Source organism: Teredinibacter franksiae, from assembly GCF_014218805.1.
Taxonomy (GTDB): domain Bacteria; phylum Pseudomonadota; class Gammaproteobacteria; order Pseudomonadales; family Cellvibrionaceae; genus Teredinibacter; species Teredinibacter franksiae.
This window is the reverse complement of record NZ_JACJUV010000001.1, coordinates 464260-483216: the sequence shown is the minus strand read 5'-3', so window position 1 is coordinate 483216 and position 18957 is coordinate 464260. Positions and strand designations below refer to the sequence as shown.

Below are 18957 nucleotides of genomic sequence, written 5' to 3'. Positions count from 1 at the left end.
GGTATGGAATGCCCTGCAAACTCTCGGCGATGGCGCTGGTAATTCAGCTGGCTTCTGGCACTGCTTTTGCTGGCCCCGAAGGGGGGGTGGTAAAAGGCGGTACTGGTAGTATTACCAGTACTGGCAATACCACTATCATCGAGCAGCTAAGCAATCGTATGGCGATAGACTGGCAAAATTACGATGTGTCTGCCAGTGAGCGCGTTAATTATATTCAACCCAGCTCTTCCTCGATTTCTTTAAATCGCATTCTTTCCAATAGTGGCTCAAAAATTCAAGGTCAAATAAATGCCAATGGCCATGTTATTTTAATGAACCCACACGGCGTGGTGTTTGGTGAAAACTCTACCGTTAATGTGGGGGGGCTATTGGCGTCCGGTTTAAATATAGAGGCCGATGCCTTTATGAATGGCGACTTTGCTTTAACCGCTTTGGATGGTGGTGAGGGCAGGGTAATTAACTCCGGTATTATTAACGCCGCTACCGGCGGTTCCGTAAGCTTTGTAGGCAAGCAGGTAGAAAATAATGGCCTTATTGTTGCTAACCTTGGCCGGGTAAATTTAGCCGCCGGTAAAGAAGCGGTTGTGACTTTTGATAACGACGGCCTTATGGGGGTTCGTGTAACCAAAGAGGTGTTGCAGGGCGATATTGGGGTGGATGCCGCCGTTGTGAATAACGGTGAAATTATCGCAAACGGTGGGCAAATATTATTAACGGCTAGCGTAAGCCAGGATATTTTTTCGCAAGCGGTAAATTTAAATGGTGAAGCTAAAAGTGTTGTGGTTCACGACGATGGCTCGTTCACTTTGGGCGGTGGTGCCGATGTAGTAAATACCGGTACCCTCACAACCAGCAATAGCTCACAAGCTAATGCCGATGGCCAGATAGTGATAACTGGTGGCAATATTACCCATTCCGGTTTGGTGGAGGCCGCCGGTGGTGATATTGAGCTACATGCGCAAGATACCCTGTTGTTAGTTGAACAAGCCGTAGTTACTGTAGCCAATAGTAAAGCCGGTATTGGTGGCACAGTAAAACTGTTAGGTAATCGAGTTGGCCTTTTAGGCAGTGCTAGCGTAAATGCTTCGGGGCTAAGCGGTGGTGGTGATATTTATATCGGTGGTGATTACAAGGGAAGGAATGCCTTTCTGCCCAATGCCGATCGACTTTATGTGGGCCAGGGAGTTTCCCTGAATTCGAGTGCGCTGATAAGTGGTAATGGCGGTACGCTTATTAATTGGGCAAACAGCGTTAATCGTTTTTTTGGTACCGCTTTTTCTACTGGTGGAACTGCTAGTGGTGATGGCGGTTTTGTCGAGATATCGGCGAATTCGCTCACCTTTGACGGGCGTGTGGATGTTTCTGCGAGTAATGGCGAGAGCGGCACTGTTTTGTTTGACCCGTTGAATATCGAAATTTCGACTTTCTTTTTAGATGACGCCATTGATAACGAAGATGCTCCATTTTATTCGCCCGCCAACGGTACTCTAGAAATTGATCCTATTACCTTTAGTGCCGCAGTAAGTGGCTCAGTGGTACTAGAAGCACTTAATAATATTTCAATCGTTTCTGACGAGGGATTAGATTTAACTGATACAAGTATCACGGACATTACCTTCATCGCCGATGCGGGTCACTACCACGTACAACAAGGAGACTGGGATAGTATAGTGGGGTCTTTGATTCCTGCGCCGGACCCCCCCTTACCTACTCCTGAACCAGGGGACGGCATAACCTCAGGCATCTTTTCCATGGATTCCGGTTTTGCCATAACCGCCCCTGGAATAGACGTAACCATTTATGCCTCTGGCATTACGCTGGGTACATTAAATACCAGTGCAGTTGGCCGAGAAAACGGTGGAAATATTACGCTTACTGCCCACAACGGCAATATTTCCGCAACGGCTTTAACCGCCAACGGATGGAGTGCGTCTGAATACAGTAACGGGTCGGATAGCAGTGATGGTTTTGCTGGGGGCAGTATCGCATTAAATGCTCTGGGTAGTATTGGCGTTACCAATGATATTTCTGTCGTTGGTGGAGATGCTTTTTATCGTACAAGTAGTAGTCAGGAAGGCCGGTGGGGAGGTAATGGTGGTGCTGTAAGCTTAACCTCTGCTTGCAGCTCGTTAGTAAGCTCTTGTATTCAGGTTGGCAGTATTGATGTGTCTGGAGGAAACGCCTCTGGAGATGATTCTGAAGACCCGGGTAGAGGCGGCCATGCAGGTTCAATAACACTCTCTGCGGCGAGCGGGTTGCTGTCAATAGCCGCGGGCGTTGACTTAATTGCGGAAGGTGGTTTTGGTGTGGGGGACGAGGCAATACACACCAGAAATGCCGGCGGAAATCCAACTGGTACAGTTGCGACTGACGATGATGGCACTGCGTTAGATCGAGGTGTTGGCGGTAAAGGCGGTGCCATTACTTTAGTGGCCGCTGACGTTAGTGTTACTGGCGATCTTTCGGTTGCGGGTGGTATCGGAGGCGCTGGTGCTGATGGTATTTCCGGAGGTAGTGCTGACCAAGACGAAGGTGCCAGTGGCGGTAACGCTGGCAGCGTTGTACTGGTTGGTAATACCGTTTCGATAACGGGCCTCATTGATGCCGATGGTGGTGATACCGGGAATTACAGGGCGGGGCACGCCAGTGGGCCTGTTAGTGGCAGCGGCGGGGAAATTTTTATAGTTTCCAATAATGCAGTTATTGGGAATAACTTTAATGTGGCTAGTGGCACTCTTGCTGAGGGTGTGCAAGGCGGCTCTGCAGGAGCAGAAGGCTGGTATCAAGTTTGGTTAGGTGGTGACTCGGGCAGTGCACAGATTACTTATGATGAAGCTTTAAACCATGCGGTTGTTATTGGTGAGTATATCGATGCTAATTTCGAAGAAACAGATTACGCGTTCGTTACATACGCAGATGCAACAGGGAGTCAAACGCTGTTTGGCCCAACGCTCTCGGGCAATGCTGTCAACGCATGGGCCATTACTGATTCAAACATGGGCACCCTTAATTCAAATGTATCCTTCACAAATATAGAAAACCTTACCGGCGGCGATAACGTCGATAATTTTGTACTCAGTGCTACCGGCTCAATAAGTGGAACAATACAAGGTGGCGAAGGAACCGATACGCTTCAAGCACTCGATACAAATAATACTTGGGTATTTGGTCACGATGGTGTTCTAAATGAAGCGGGTGACTCCGTAATAGATACTCGCTACGGCCAGCTATTTACCGATAACAATAGTGATCGCAAACTCAATAGCGGTGATACGATTTATGTTAACCGGTTTGAAAGCTTGGAAACTGGAACCGGTGGAACAGCTGATGATTATTTTATTGTGGGTGCCGATGGTTTTGATTTAACAATTGCTGGTGGTAATGGTAACGATACGCTCGTAGCCAATACCCTGCTGCATACCTTTAGTGTGGTTGAGAATGCAGTTGATGTTATTACTGTTGCTCAAACCAATAATTGGGTTGTTGATAGTACTTCTACAATAGATTCTGCAGCAGATGGTGATACCGATGTGTCCTTTAGCGGCATTGAAGCGATTGCTGGTGGTGATGGGGCAGATAATTTCACAGTTAATAATATTGCCACCATCAGTGGCTTAATTGATGGTGGTGCAGGCGATGATACACTAACAATTAATTATGACGTAGATGCCTCAGTTGCTATTGCGCCAGACGCAACAGCTAGTGACCGAGTTGATATTAGTGCTATTGAAGTTGTGACTGCATTTTCCGGTAGCAGTTCGGAAGTTACGCTTGAATATGCGAGTGAACCCAGTGATACCGAGGGAAATTACTGGGTTGTTTTGGGGGACGACGGCGACGGCGGTACAGCGCTCGATGGGACAAACGACGGCCAAGTAAATTTCGGTGTAACCTACAGCGGTGATGCCGTTGATACAAGCACTCAAGTTGTACAGTTTAACGATTTTTCTACTCTAACCGGTGGTGTAGGTAATGACGTATTTGTAGCAAACGAAACAGTTGGCGTTGCATTTTCCGCTAGTTTTGATGGCGGTGGTGGGGAGAATACGTTTAGGGGTGACAGCGTAGCCAGTACTTGGGTGATTAGTGATGGTGGTAATTCCTACAACAGTGATATTACATTTACCAGTATTCAATTACTTGAAGGCGGGAGTAATACGGATGACTTTAGTTTAACAGGTAGCTTCAGTGTTACGGACGTTGATGGCGGTGGTAATGTTGATGAGCTGGAAATTGACAACGGAGAAGACAATACCTGGACAATAAACGAAGCAGGTACTTCCGACGTATGGTGGGGTGTCGACACCGATAATCGCGATGGTACTGTGGTGTTTACCGATATAGAAGCTTTTATTGGTGGCGAAGGTGATGACGATTTCGTTGTTCAGAATTTTGCAGATTCGGATTTTGGTAACCTCTCTTTTGATGGCGCAGAAGGGAGTAACTCTCTCGAAATTGATATTGATACCGCACAAGTTTGGGGCTTGGATGGCACCGATACAGTTGCATGGGTAACAGGTGTGGACCCCGACGCTATTAGTTGGAATATTGCGTTTAGCGATATTACTACTGTTATTGGTGGTGGTGCTGGCGATACCTTCACGGTTACGGGAGGCAATGTAAATGTAATAGATGGCGCTGCCGGCGCAGATGCGTTTGATGTTGGTTTAAATGTTGATGGTTTGTCGATTAACGATACGGGTTCTGATAGCGCGCAAGACACATTAACGCTTACCCATAATGTTGCGAATAATTGGATTATTGACGGCTCTAACACGGGAGCTTGGGATCACGATGCTGACGCCGGGGCTGTTAGCGCCGATTACAGCGTAAGCTTTGCAGGTGTAGAAAGTTTGGTTGGAGGTTCGGCGGCCGATGTTTATACGGTATCCAGCACCACGGCTGTTAATGCCATTACGGCAGGCAATGGCGCCAATATCTTTACGCTTTCCGAAGATATTAATTCACTCATCATTACAGGCGGTACTGATACCGATACACTGAATATCGATCACAGCGTAGATACCACTTGGTTATTTGATGGAACACCTGATGCAACGTGGAATTCAACGATCGATAGAACCGTATCATTTTCAGGGGTAGATGCTGTGAACGCCGGTGGCGGTGCAGATACATTTAATGTAAATACGGCCATTACATTTAGTATCGATGGCCGAGGCGGCGACGATGATTTTAACCTTTCTGCCAATGCAACCGGAACACTGGTTGGTGGTGCGGGGAATGACGACTTCTTTCTTAAAACGGATACGCTCAATTACGCGATAACTGGCGGTGACGATACCGACAGTGTGCAAATTGATTTTACGGCAGATGTTACCTGGATAATAGACGGTGGCAGTGAACTGGCCAGTTGGGACGACGCCGGCAGTGTAGCGCGTACATCAACTCTCACAACCATTGAAACCTTGGTTGGCGGCGATGGCGGCGATATTTTCAATATTAATACAACCACGGCTCCATTGGTTACTTCTGTAGAGGGTCGTGGCGGCGAAAATTCACTGGTATCACAGCAATCGTCGGGCGGCAGTAATGCTTGGTATTTAGGTACCGAAACGTCGGGCAATTACCATTATTTCTCTCAGGTAGCCCCAACCGAATCGGATACACCTGTTTACGTTATTGGCTTTTCGGGGATAGAAACGTTAACCGGTAGTGCGGCGCTGAACGATGTTTTGAATGGCGCAGCTGATGGCGGCGCAGGACTGGATACCAACAGTACCTGGCGTATTACCAACGAAAATACCGGTAGCTATCGCTACACCACCACAGCAGTTGCGGAAGCAACCTCGTTTTCCAGTATGGAGGAATTACACGGTGGTAGCGGTGTAGACCGTTTTGAATTTATATACACCAGCGCGAGCGAGTATGGAGATGTTAATGCCATTGACGGTGGCGACGGAAACGACGTATTGGCTGCCTTTGACGTGAGTGGTATCGATAATGCCTGGGCGGTAACGGGCGTGGGCGCAGGTAACGTTGCCTTGGAAACCAGCCCAGCCGTACCTTATGTGGTTTATACGAGTATCGAAAGCCTGGTAGGTGGTGTAGGCACCGATTTACTGAATTTATCTGGCTACGATGGCGACATTGCTGTTTCGGTGGGCACGCTGACTGCAACTGACGATATAGTTGACGACTTTGAAATGTCGGCGGTGGGTTTTGAAGGGGCAATTGGTAATGATGCCGATGGTACCGGTACGTACCGTTCATTATTGATTGTTAACGATGCCGCTTCAACTGCAAGTACACGTTGGAGTGTAAGTGATGTTAATGATGGCACTGTCGAGGGGCTTGATACTGAAGGTGATTCGGTGTCCTCTTTTACCTTTGCGGGTTTTAATACGCTTTGGGGGGATGGCGAAGTAGATGCTTTTAACGTTGGGGCAAATGTTGATAGCAGTATTGTTGGCAGGGAGAGTGAAATTGCGGGTTTAGGTGGAGCTGATACCTTTACCGTAAATACTGATGTAACACTCACTGCGAATATTATGGGTGGTGATGACGCCGATGTTTTTAGCATTGCTGGAACTACTACCGGTAACCTGGACGGTGGAACGGGTAACGATAGGTTTGTAATTGCGTCTACTGCCAACGTTTCATCCATTAATGGTGGTGACGACCTCGACACCCTCGTATCTCCCGGCAGTAATTCCGAATTTATTCTTGCTGCAACCAATAGCCTCACCGATGGCGCTGCCGCACCCGTTACCTACGTTACCAATTTTTCAAGCTTGGAAGTGCTTGAAGGCTCTGGTACCGATACGCTAAATGCAACGGCCTATAGTTCAGAGCTAATTATCGATTTAGCTGCTGGTTCCGCCAGCGATACCGTATTGGAGGTTAGTGGTTTTTCTTCGCTTGAGGCGAATGCCGCTAACACCAATACCCTTGGTGCCGATAATGTTGAAAATGAATGGAGTATCACCGGCACCAATTCCGGTGCATTAAATGTTGGTATTGCGTTTACAAATTTTTCACAATTGGAGGGTGGTACGAATAACGACACCTTTACGCTGGCGGGAGGCTCTATTGGGGGCTCCATTACAGGTGGTGGTTTTACGGTTGACGGTGCTGACACATTAAAGGGTAGCAATGCGAATACGTGGTGGGTGATTGACGGCGAGAATGACGGTTTTGTTAGTAGTAGCCAGGCTAATGCCGATGCTGATATTGGCGATTTGGTTGCAGGTTTTATTGATATTACTGCATTGGTGGGAAATAACAGTAACGATATTTTTATTGTTGAAGATGCCGGTAGTATTGCCGGAGCCTCGGGTGGTAGTGATGTTGGTGTAGACACGCTCAGTTACCAAAATGCAGTGGGCCCAATTTCTATTCAATTAAGCGCTGGCGCAGGCGTTACCGGTTTTTCTGATATTGAGTCGTATCGCGGGAATAATACGAACAGTACGATTGGTATAGCCAGTAGTGTAGAGGGTTCCGCTACGTGGAATATTACCCAAGAGAACGACGGGAATGTATTGTTCACCGGGCTTTCAGAATCTATTCAGTTTGAAAATTTCAATAATGTCTCTGGTGGTGCTAATACCGATGATGCATTTAATCTAAGCACTACTACGGCGAGTATTACCAGTACGTTATCGGGTGGGGCTGGCGGTACAGATTCTATTACGAGCTTCACTTCCGGCGCGCACTTTGTTGTTAGCGATTCAGAACGTTATGTACAAATATCTTTTGCGGATGGTACGCGAATAATTCAATCTTTCACCGGCATAGAAGCGCTTAACGGCAATACTGGCAATGATACTTTTGCCCTAGTTAGTACATTCTCGGGTGCTATTGACGGCGGTAGCGGTGGTGTTAACCAATTAGATTTAACCGACAGTGCCAATGTTAACTGGCAAATAACTAACGCAGACAGTGGTAGCGTTGAGGGAATGACCTTTGGCAATATTCAAACGCTTTTGGGCAGTGAGGGAAATGATGCGTTTGTATTGGTCGATACAGGCCTTGACGTTGGGAGTGTCAGTACATTAATCGATGGTCAGGGCGGTAGTAACAGCATTACCGGCCCTAATTTAGATAGTCGGTTTATTGTTACCAGTGCGGCGGCTTATATCGAAGAAAATACCGGTGCGCAAACAGAAACGCGCCGCGTGCAAAGTCTCCAAAATATTACAACACTTACCGGCGGTTCTGCGAATGATGAGTTTGAGGTTAGTCAAAGCGGTTTGATTGGTGCCGCCACCTATAACGGTGGTACAGGTGATAATCAAATAACCCTCGTCAGCAACAGTGGGTCAGATGTGGCTTGGGCGTCCACTTCTGCCGGTGCTGGTACAGTGGATGTAAATACCTTTAGTGGCATGCAAGTACTAGTGGGCGGTGACGGAAATGATAGTTTTGATATTTCCCACAGTTTTACCGATGTTTCCGGTAATGCCGGTAACGATACGTTTACGGTTGATAACGCTAACCTAAATTTAGCTATTTCTGGCGGGGCAAGTGGTGCGGCTGGTGATACGCTCGATTTGGCCTATTCGAATAGCGCCACCTGGACATTAAATGGCGGCACGGACGAAACGGTAGCCGCCACCGGAACCATTACGTTCTCGGGTATTGAGGTGGCCCACGGTTCCGAAGGTGTCGACCAGTTCAATGTAGATGCCGCTTCGGTTGCAACACTTTATGGTGATGCAGGCAGCGATATTTTTTCTGTCGCTTTAAATATTGCCCCCGCTATATTCGGCGATAACGGAGTGGATGTTACAGCCGGTACAGATGTGTTGGTATTAAACCATAGCACAGATGTTACTTGGACTATCGATGGTTCACCTTCCGTAGAAAATGGCTTGGCTACTTTAGGGTTTGCCAATATTGAGACAGTACGTGGTGGCGAAGGTGAGGATACTTTTAATGTAACTCAGGCCACGGTATTGAATGTTGAGGGGGCGGGTGGTAGCGATACATTTAATGTAAATCAATCCAGTTTGGATATTAATTACTACGGAGAATACTTCGGCGCAGCAGCTGACATTTTCGACGATACGCTTTCGATTGGCAGTTTATATACCGATGCGACAACGTGGACAATTGCTGGTTCGAGTAACAGTTTTGGTCTTTCCGCCGGTGGCGATACATCTTCTTTTAGTGGAATAGAGATAATAAACGGCGGTGCGGCGGTCGATACGTTTAATGTGTCTAGCTCTGTGGTATCTCAAATAAACGGTTTGGCGGGTGACGACCAATTTAACATTCAAAATGCGAGTGTCGCAATTACGGTTGCCGGTGGTGCGCACGCGGCGCTTGGCGGCGATGTATTGGATCTACAATACGGCAGCGATGCTACGTGGACTGTAGACGCGAGTGTTTCTCAAAATGTAGCCGCTAATGGTGGTGGTTCTGTCGTTTTTTCCGGTATAGAAATTGCTGAAGGCAGTGATGGCGAAGATCAGTTTAATATCTCGGCGGCTGGCCTGAATGTGGCGAATGGCGAGGGCGATAACGATATTTTTACCCTGCTAACGTCGAACATTGCACTTGTTATTAATGGTGGTGGCGGAACGCAAAATGTTGTGCAAACAACCCATTCGGGTGGTGCGATTTGGACTATAGATACTGCTCCTTCGCTAACTCACGGTGGAGCAGTTATTGATTTCAGTAACATCGAAATTGTACGTGGTGGTGTTGGTGTTGATCGTTTTGATATTTCTGCCGCATCTGTCGATACCGCAGAAGGTTTTGGCGGCGAAGATACATTTAATATAGATGCGGGGGGCTTAGGACTAACGTTACGGGGTGGTTCCACGGCAGAAGATACGGCGAACGATTACTTGGTTTCTCGCTACTCAGACAATTCCACTTGGACTATAGATGGCGGTGCAGTCGAAGCCCTACAGTTGACAGCCGGTGGCCCATTGCTTCAGTTTTCGGGAGTTGAAGCTGTAACCGGTGGTAGCGGGGTGGACACCTTTAATGTGAGTGCTGCTTCGGTAAGCACTCTAACGGGAGGTGTTGGCGAAGATAGCTTTAACATTGAAAGCGCCTCTTCTGCCGGTATAACCCTTATTGGTGGTGCTGATACCGATTCCATTTTTGAGATCAGTGGTAGTGGTAGTAGCTGGCTGCTTGGCGCTACGCACACCGTTAATGGTGGTGCCGGTACCGTTGAGTTCTCCTCCATAGAAAACATCTTCGGCCGAGACAGCACCAATGGTGCCGATAGCTTTACAATCGATGCCGTATTTAATGGAACAATTGATGGTCGTAACGGTAACGACACTTTTATCGTTAATCAGTCTGTGGTTGGTGGGTTAATGGGTGGGGCGGGCAATGATATTTTCCAGATAGCCGCTAGTGTTTCAAATGATATTACTGGCGGTACTGGAGACGATACTTTCTGGCTAAACGACTTGAATGTTACAGCCAATATTTTAGGTGGTAGTACCGGGGAAGCGACCGGTGACAGAATTTGGGGTTTTGCCGGTGAGAGTGAATGGACTGTATTTGCCAATACAGATACCTCAACGATAACCTCCACCACTGTGGGTACTACAGGTACGGTAACCTTTTCTTTTATTGAAAATTTATTGGGTAGAAATGATGTAGCCGATACTTTTATTGTTAATGCCGTAGGCGATACCGTCAATATCGATATCGAAGCCGGTAGCGGCACTTCTATCGATACGGTTGATTTTTCCAATATCCTTGCTGATACGGTAATTGATGTTGCTTCGGCTGATTTAGGCGGAGCAGAGCGTGTTCGTGATGATGGCGAGTTGATTTTAACTTCGTCTTCTTCTGCCGCCTGGACATTGACAGATTTCGATGGTGCTAATGCTATTGCCGACGGTGTAAACGATGGCACCGTTGTAATCGATGCTGAAGAAATTCAATTTGTTGATTTTCAGAATATTCAAGGTAGCGCGGGGCAGGATTCTTTTGTTATTGCAGATGGCACCTTGAGCGGAAGTATCAATGGTCTGGGTGGTGGAGATACGCTTTCACGCACTGGGTTAGGTTCAACTTGGAATATTACAGGGGTTAATACCGGTACGGTTCAAGGTGTTGCGGGTAGTTTTACTGGTATTTCTGTTTTGCAGGGTAACGCAGGTAATGATCAATTCATATTTAATGATGCTGGAAGCTGGTCTGGTGATGGTTTTCAAGTTATAGGGGGTGCTGATACCGGGGTAGATTCGGTTGTGTCGAATCGATCTACTGCCAGTAATTGGACTGTTACGGCTGCCGGGGAAGGCAATGTTACCGGTTGGTTGAGTAGCTTTTCGGGCATAGAAACATTAAATGGTAGCGTCGCCACCGATACTTTCACTGTGGGTGCCTATATTAATTCAATTGTTGGTGGCGCTTCCGCCTCTATCGCTGAATATGATGAAATTATTGTGGCAGTTGCTGATCCTGAAATGGCTTGGAATCTTGCGGGCACCAATAGTGGAAATATTGAGTTAGGCAATGAAGACCCGGCGAATTATTTAGTAGCAAATTTTTCGGACATTGAAAATCTAACGGGTGGCGATACAAATGATACGTTTTTCTTTGTGGGGAGCGTTGCCGTTTCCGGGCTAATACAGGGTGGTGCGGGTATTAATGTTCTCGATCAGTCGGAACTGACGGGCATAAACTGGACACATATTGATGGTGAGGCCTATACGGAACAGCCTATTGGTGGGAACTCCTTCAGTATTTTACCGGATAGCTTTTTTGAAATTATATCTGGCGATAACGCGGCAAGTAACGGTTTGATTGGGGCAATCGATGCTACAAATTGGCTATTTAGTACCGACAACGAGGGCAACCAGACGGTTACCGTTACCTTCGATGGCAACGAAACGACGTATACGAATATTGGTCAGGTTATTGGCCGGAATGCTGTAAACGATACTTTTAATTTTACCGTTACCGGGTATCTAGATGGCGCAATTAGTGCTGGAACCGGCGCAGGCATCGATATTATTAATTCGCCTGACATTTCAGGTGTTGTTCCCTGGAATATTACCTCGGATGGTACGGGTGACGTAACATTCAATACTATTGTTACGAATTTTAGTGCAATCGAAACGCTTAATGGCGGGAGCGGGCCTGATCAATTCTTGGTTCAAGCTTCGGATGTGTCTATTGCGGATATCACCATAGCTATAAATGGTGGTAACGGTGCAAATCAATACACGGTAAATACTGCACTTGTTAACGGTATTGTCGGTGGGGCTGCCGTTGATGTTTTTAATATTAACGCGGCGGTGATAGGGGATGTAGTTGGCGGTGGCGGCAGTGATCAATTTATTGTGGCTACCTCAGCGGCGAACATTAACTTAATTGCGGGTGAATCTGCTGGGGATGAAGATTTACTGCGAATAGACTACGACACAAGCTCGAACTGGACTCTGGCCGAAGGTGGTTGGCAAGTTACCGACAACGACGGTACGGTTAATACCATAACTTTTTCTGAATTCGAAACACTTGAAGGCTCTAATCGTGCAGACACCGTTTCGTTTAATGATGCCGCGTTTACCGGCACTTTTAGTGGCCGCGATGGTGCAGACCAGTTTACCTTAGCCAGGGGTAATTTAAGTTTTACTTTGCATGGGCAAGACGGTGTGAGTGCCGATGTCGCCAACGATACCGTTATTAACACACATGCTTCGGATTCAGCCTGGACAATTGCCGCCACGGATAGCTCGGTGCAAACCGATAATGGCAGCGTCGCACTTACAGGTATAGACGCTATAGCGGGTGGAGATGGTGTAGATACTATCTCTACTACCGTCGCCATGCTTCAAATTGCAGGCGGTGGTAACGACGACCAGATTACCCTTGGTGCCGATGTGACGACTAGTGTATTGGGGGGTGACGGTAGTGATACCTTTACGTTGGCCTCGGATACTATTTCTGCATCTTTTGATGGCGGCAATAGCGTGGGAGATATGGACACGCTTCAGGCTGCAAATTCCAGTAACACCAATGTCTGGGTAGTGAGCAGCGCTGGCACGGGCTCTCTTAATAACACCGGCGCCGTGTCTTTTTCCAATATGGAAAACCTAACCGGTGGTTCTGGTGTTGATGAGTTTGATATTAACGGTGCTCTTTCGGGTACGGTTCGGGGCTTGGCGGGCAACGACACCTTTGCCGTTGCTGCACAGGTGAGTAATGGCATATTAGGCGGTGAGGGCATTGATCAGTTTACCGTAGAACAGCCTGGCTTTAGCCTTGCCATTGACGGTGAGGGTGGCAGTGGCGATTCACTTATTTATGCCGTGGCGAACGGCAGCGTAAATGAATGGATTGTTTCTGCCTTGAATGAAGGTTCTGTCACCAATGGTGAAACGGTTTCCTTCGAAGGCGTAGAAAATATTCAAGGCAGTACCGCTACAGATACTTTTGCTATTTCGGCAAACATAAGCGGTGCAATAACGGGTAGTGATGGAGAAAACACCTTCACTTTCGCTGAAAGTGGGCTAACCACTGTCGTTGTTGGTGGTGTAGGTTCGGATACCATTATGGCTACCCACACCGACGGCGGCACTTGGACGAACACGGCCGATGCACAAACCATTGTGGACGGTAGCGACGCACCGGGAACCATTACGTTTAGTGGCGTTGAGTCATTCGTAGCCGGTGACGGTAACGATGATTTTGCTATTGGCAATGCGACTACGAGTATTGCGACCAATGGCGGTATAGATACTGTCGTTACCAGCGTTGCGATTACGGGTGGTGTTGACCTTGGTGAGGGTGATGACACCTTACAGGTGACGGCGGCTAATTTGAGTTTTGCAGCCGAGGGTGGCGCTCATGATAATGGCGATACCTTTATAGGCGCAGACGAAATAGCTTATTGGGCTGTTGCCGGTGATAACAGTGGTAGTTATCGCAATACCACAACAGATATTATCAGTTTTACAAACTTTGAAAATCTGACGGGTGGTACAGGGAACGATACCTATACGCTTAATATTGGCTCTACACTAGATGGCGTTATCGACGGTGGTGGTCATACGGCGCAAATTGCTGATCCGAATGCCCCGAATTTAAACAACGACACTTTTGGTGACGAAATAATAGCGACCGCACTGATTGATGCTTATACCTTTATTCAGGAAAATATTCGTTCGGGCGAAGGCGATTATAGTTTTGCCAATGTTGAACGGCTTAGTGTTAGGGCACAATTGGGTGAGGGTTTATATGACACCATTCAGAGTGGTAACGGTGTTAATAGTTGGGTTATAAATGGCAGTAACCAGGGTGTTTTAATTAATGAAGCTACCGGCGCTAAAACCTATTTTACAGGGTTCCAGAATGTTCAAGGGGGCACCGGTGTTGATCAGTTCGCGTTGCAGGGAAATAATACTGATTACATCGATGGCCAAATTCACGGCGGTGGTGGTGATGCGATCGATACTATCGATTTCTCGTTGGTAGACGAATCCGTTACCGTACAAATTGGTGCTGCCAGTGGCGGTGTTGAAGACATTGAGGGCGTTACGGGTTACCGTGATGGTACCGTTGGTGCTAATCATCAGCGTATTTTGATTGGTGTTGATAGTGGTAATGATAGTGAAATTAGCACTTGGACTATCAGTGATTTTGACGGTGTTGATGTTGCTGCCGACGGTATTAATGACGGTGAATTTACACGCGGTGGTGAGACCTTTAACTTTACGAATTTCAATACCTTTGTAGGCCACGACAATAACGATCAATTTATTATCAGTGGCGCAGGGCGATTAACCGGTGGTGTCATTGGCGGTGGTGGCACTAACACGCTGAACGCCTCTACCCTTACCGATAGCCTAAGTGCTGAATTGACGAATGCAACTCGTGCAGATCTGTTGGAAATTAATCCAACGGACGGCATCGTGCAGATGAGTGGTATTAGTACGGTTACCGGTAGTGCCAGTTTTGCCAATACTCTTTATGGGTTCGCAGAGACTGCCAACCTTTGGACTATAGATGCTCCAAATGCGGGAGTAGTAGAAACGGTGGCTTTCAATAATTTCGCTAATCTTGTTGGTGGCAGCGGTCAGGATGCATTCACCTTTGCCACAGCCACCTCGCTGAGCGGCATTATAGATGGCAATGGTGGGGCTTTGGATTCTATCGATGCCAACGCACTGAACGATAATCAAATTGTTATTCTTGGTACGAGTATACCGGGGAATATTCTTCCTACGTTGAGAGTCGCAAATGTTGAATCTATTGCCTTAGACGGTAGTGGTAATCAGTTAATTGCAGACGTAACAAATAATACCTGGGCCTTTACGGGTACAGACCAAGGTTCGATTTCTCGAACAGGGGCCGTCTCTGCCGATACAACGGTTACTTTCACGGGCTTCGGTACTTTACGCGGTAACACGGGCAACGATGATTTCCGTTTTGACGGAGCTCAACGGGTTACCGGTGTTCTGCTGGGTGGCGAGGGTGATGGCGTGGATTCTCTCGATTTATCTGGGGTTACCACTGCCGGCAATAGGCTCACGGTAGGCTTAACAGATTCTGTAGCGCCCACCGTTATTGCGGACGCAGACTTTAGCATTGCGGGTTTTGAATCAGTTGATGGCAGCCTTACTGCAGCAAGTACATTGCGTGGTGCAAATGAAAATACTAATTGGCAAATTGACGATACCGATGCTGGTACGTTGAATAGCACGCTGGCGTTCAAAGATTTCGGTTCACTGGTGGGCGGTAGCGGTGTCGATGTGTTTACTTTCCTTGTTCAGGGTAATAGCGAAGGCGCTATAACCGGCGGTATTGATGGAGGCTTACAGCCGGTGGACGCGGAATTTGGTGATACTGTTAATATGAGCGCTCTTAGTGCCGTTGCTATCCAGGTAGGCGGTGATAACGGTATGGAAAACATTGAACGCTATGTTGGTAACAATGCCAATAGTGAATTAAGTGCAGAACTGGATGCCGTCAATGCCTGGGTTATTAATGCTGAAAATAGCGGTACGCTTAACGGTAATGTGCAATTCGAAGGTTTTAATATATTGAATGGTGGTGACGCTGTAGATAACTTCAGTGTTACGGGTTTAGGCTCTGTTACCGGTGCAATTAATGCCGGTGGCGATAACGATACCCTTTCCCTAGTGCTTGCGGAAACTTCAGACGGTAGCCTGCGTTTTAACGGCGGAGCCGATAGCGATACATTGATTGTGGAAGGCGGTGGCGGGGCGCTGGTTGCGGAGTACACACCCGAAACGGCTGAGGCGGGAATCAGCGAACTTGAATATAGTAATGAAGCAGAGAATACTCAATATCAGTTGCAGTTTGGTACTACAGAAAATGTAACAGACAACGTTCAAGCTTCTCGTTTGGTGGTTAACGATACGGCTGGTGAGGACAGCATTTTACTCACGTCCAATAGCGTAACTATCGGGGCTTTGACCGAGCTTACTTATGCCAACAAAGATTCATTACAGATTGCGGCTTCTTCCACCGATACCGTTACTATCGAAAATACGCTAACGCTTGAGCAGCAGTTAATGATCGAAAATGCTGTGGTAGTGGCCGGTGACAATGCCATGGTTGATGTTAACTCACTGGTGTTAGATTCAACCGGTAATGTTGGCTCTGCTGAGGTTAGGTTGCGTGTTGATGTCAACGAGTTGTTAATTCAGTCTGCGGATAATGCCATATACATTCAGGATATTAATCAGCTCACGCTGGCGGCGCTTTCCAGTACAGGTGTTGTTGATATTGTCGCTGAAGGCAATATTACCGATAGTGCCGCTTTGGTAATGCAGGGTACCAACAGTGAGCTGAATTTAACGTCGAATACTGGCAGTGTTGTTTTGGATAATGCGAATTCATTCGGTGGCACTATTGCTGTTGTGGCGGATGAGAATGCGACCATTAACAGCGCCGGAAGAATGGTGTTGGCTGGTCTTACGGCAGAATCTGCAACGCTTATATCGGGTGGTGGCATTGAGTCTGAAGCGGCTATTACTGTTCAGCGTGAATTTACGATTGATTCTAGTGGCAACGTGCTGTTGGCAAACGCCAATAATCAGTTGGGTTCAATGAATATTGTGGCTGCCAATAATATTTCTGTTGCGGATCAAGATGTGCTGACTGTTGCTACTGCAAATGTTTCGGGTGAACTTGCAACGGTATCCGAGGGTTTGCAAGTAAACGGCACTATAGTGGCGAGTAGCGCGAACATGGATGCAGGAAGCCATTCGGCTACGATTGCCGGTACAGTTTCTACTTCTGGCTCTGCGGTCATTGTGGCGAATGGAATGGAGGTTCTCAGTGCAATTGACGCCAGAGACGTTAGTTTGGATTCCGGCGTTGGCGACCTTTTACTTTCTGCAACACTAAACTCTTCGGGCGGTGACGTATCGCTTGTGGGTAACAGTGTTCTGCAGAATGCTGCAATTACCAGTGGGAATGATTTGCACATTAATAGTATTGCAGATGTGCAACAGAACGGTGGAATTGATGCTGTTGGCAATGTGGCTATTGTCTCTAGTGGTGGTTCAATTGCGATGCAGAGCAATGCCCAAACGAGCGGTGCACAGGTTAACTACAATGCGGCGGGTTCACTGACGGTTGCCAATATAGACGGCCAAAGTATTACCTTGGATGCTGTAACCGGTATTGATCAGGTGGGTGATCTGAGGTCCAGCGGTAACATAGTTTCGAATAGCGAAGCCTATGTGATGCTTGCGGACACCGAAATGGTATCCACCACTGGCAGTGTAAATATTGGAGCTTCTGGAAACGTAGAAACACAAACGGTTTCCGCCAGTGAAAGCGTTATTATCCGTGCGGGCTCAAGCTTGAATGCAGGCGGCAATATTCATTCCTCAAATTCAAGCCTTCAACTGACCGGTAATGGTGGCGTTGATGTTAGCGGCGAATTATTGGCCGCGGGCGACATATCACTTGCCTCTGCAGCCAGTGATATTGCACTTGGCTCAGCTGTCGATTCGTTAGGCGGTGCCGTGCAGTTGGTGTCTGCTGGTGCAATAGCGATGGGTGAGCTGTCGTCAGTGCAAGTCCATGGCGAGAACAATGTAACGATGGAAGCGGGTAGCCAAATCTCTACGGCTACTATCGCCGCCGAAACCGGTACTATTTTACTTACCAGTGGCGGTTCGGTGCGCGATATTACCCAGGATACAAGCGTTACAGGTGCGAACCTTACGATTGTGTCGCAGAACGGTATTGAGGGTGTTTTTGCGGGCACCGAAAACATGTTCGGTAATACATTCCGTGCCGATGTTAATAGTGTGTCGCTCTCGAACCAGCAGGAAGAGGTTCGGTTTATGAACGAATCGACGGTTAGGATTGATCACTTAGGCAATAACGGCGATATTACTTTCCAGTCAAACAGTGGCGATATTGTTATAAACAATGAAAGAACGGCTCCTTTCGTGGGCGGCGACGATGCCAATTTGGCCGGTGGTATTAGTAATGCCAATTACGATATTGGCACGCTTACCCTGTCGGCCCAAAGCGGTGTTATTGAGGCCCTTGGCCCTTATATTCTAAATGAGCCCGACATTGTGGCAACAAGGGCGCGTTTGTTTGCTCAGGAATACGGCAATCGTAGTAGAGCGCTGATATTTTATGTGCGCGATGCGCTGCAAATCGGTTTTGGAACCAGTTATGGTCTCGGTTTTTACGGTCAGCGACCGTTAGAAGTTCAGGACGACTCAAACCGTCAGCCAGGTATGTTTGATAGTTACGGTAACGGTGGCGAGCAGCTCGTTGCGGTTGAAGAGTTGGAAGAAATTGATCCGGCGATTTTCACCCCGGTAAACAACTATTTCTTCGACGACGTTTCTATTCGACTGCCTGAAGACCAGCTATATGAAGATGAGTTAGAAGAGCTGGCGCAGGCAGAGTAGGTTGCCTGCAGAAGACTTTATTGACGCAGGGTAATACCCGCCCGCGAAAGCGGGTATCCAGCCGTTGAGCTATTAACGCCAACAGCTGCCGTCGAAATAAGTT

Annotated in this window: 1 protein-coding gene; it reads left to right on the top strand. The window is 47.5% G+C overall.

The window, feature by feature from the left end:
- Positions 1-8: 8 nt before the first annotated feature.
- On the top strand, positions 9-18854 hold the full coding sequence (locus H5336_RS01930; protein ID WP_185230898.1) for a filamentous hemagglutinin N-terminal domain-containing protein: 18846 nt from the start codon (positions 9-11) through the stop codon (positions 18852-18854).
- The last annotated feature ends 103 nt before the right edge of the window (positions 18855-18957 follow it).

Excerpts from the sequence above, each read along its gene's own strand:
- H5336_RS01930 (WP_185230898.1), top strand. The coding sequence starts at position 9 with ATGCCCTGCAAACTCTCGGCGATGGCGCTGGTAATTCAGCTGGCTTCT.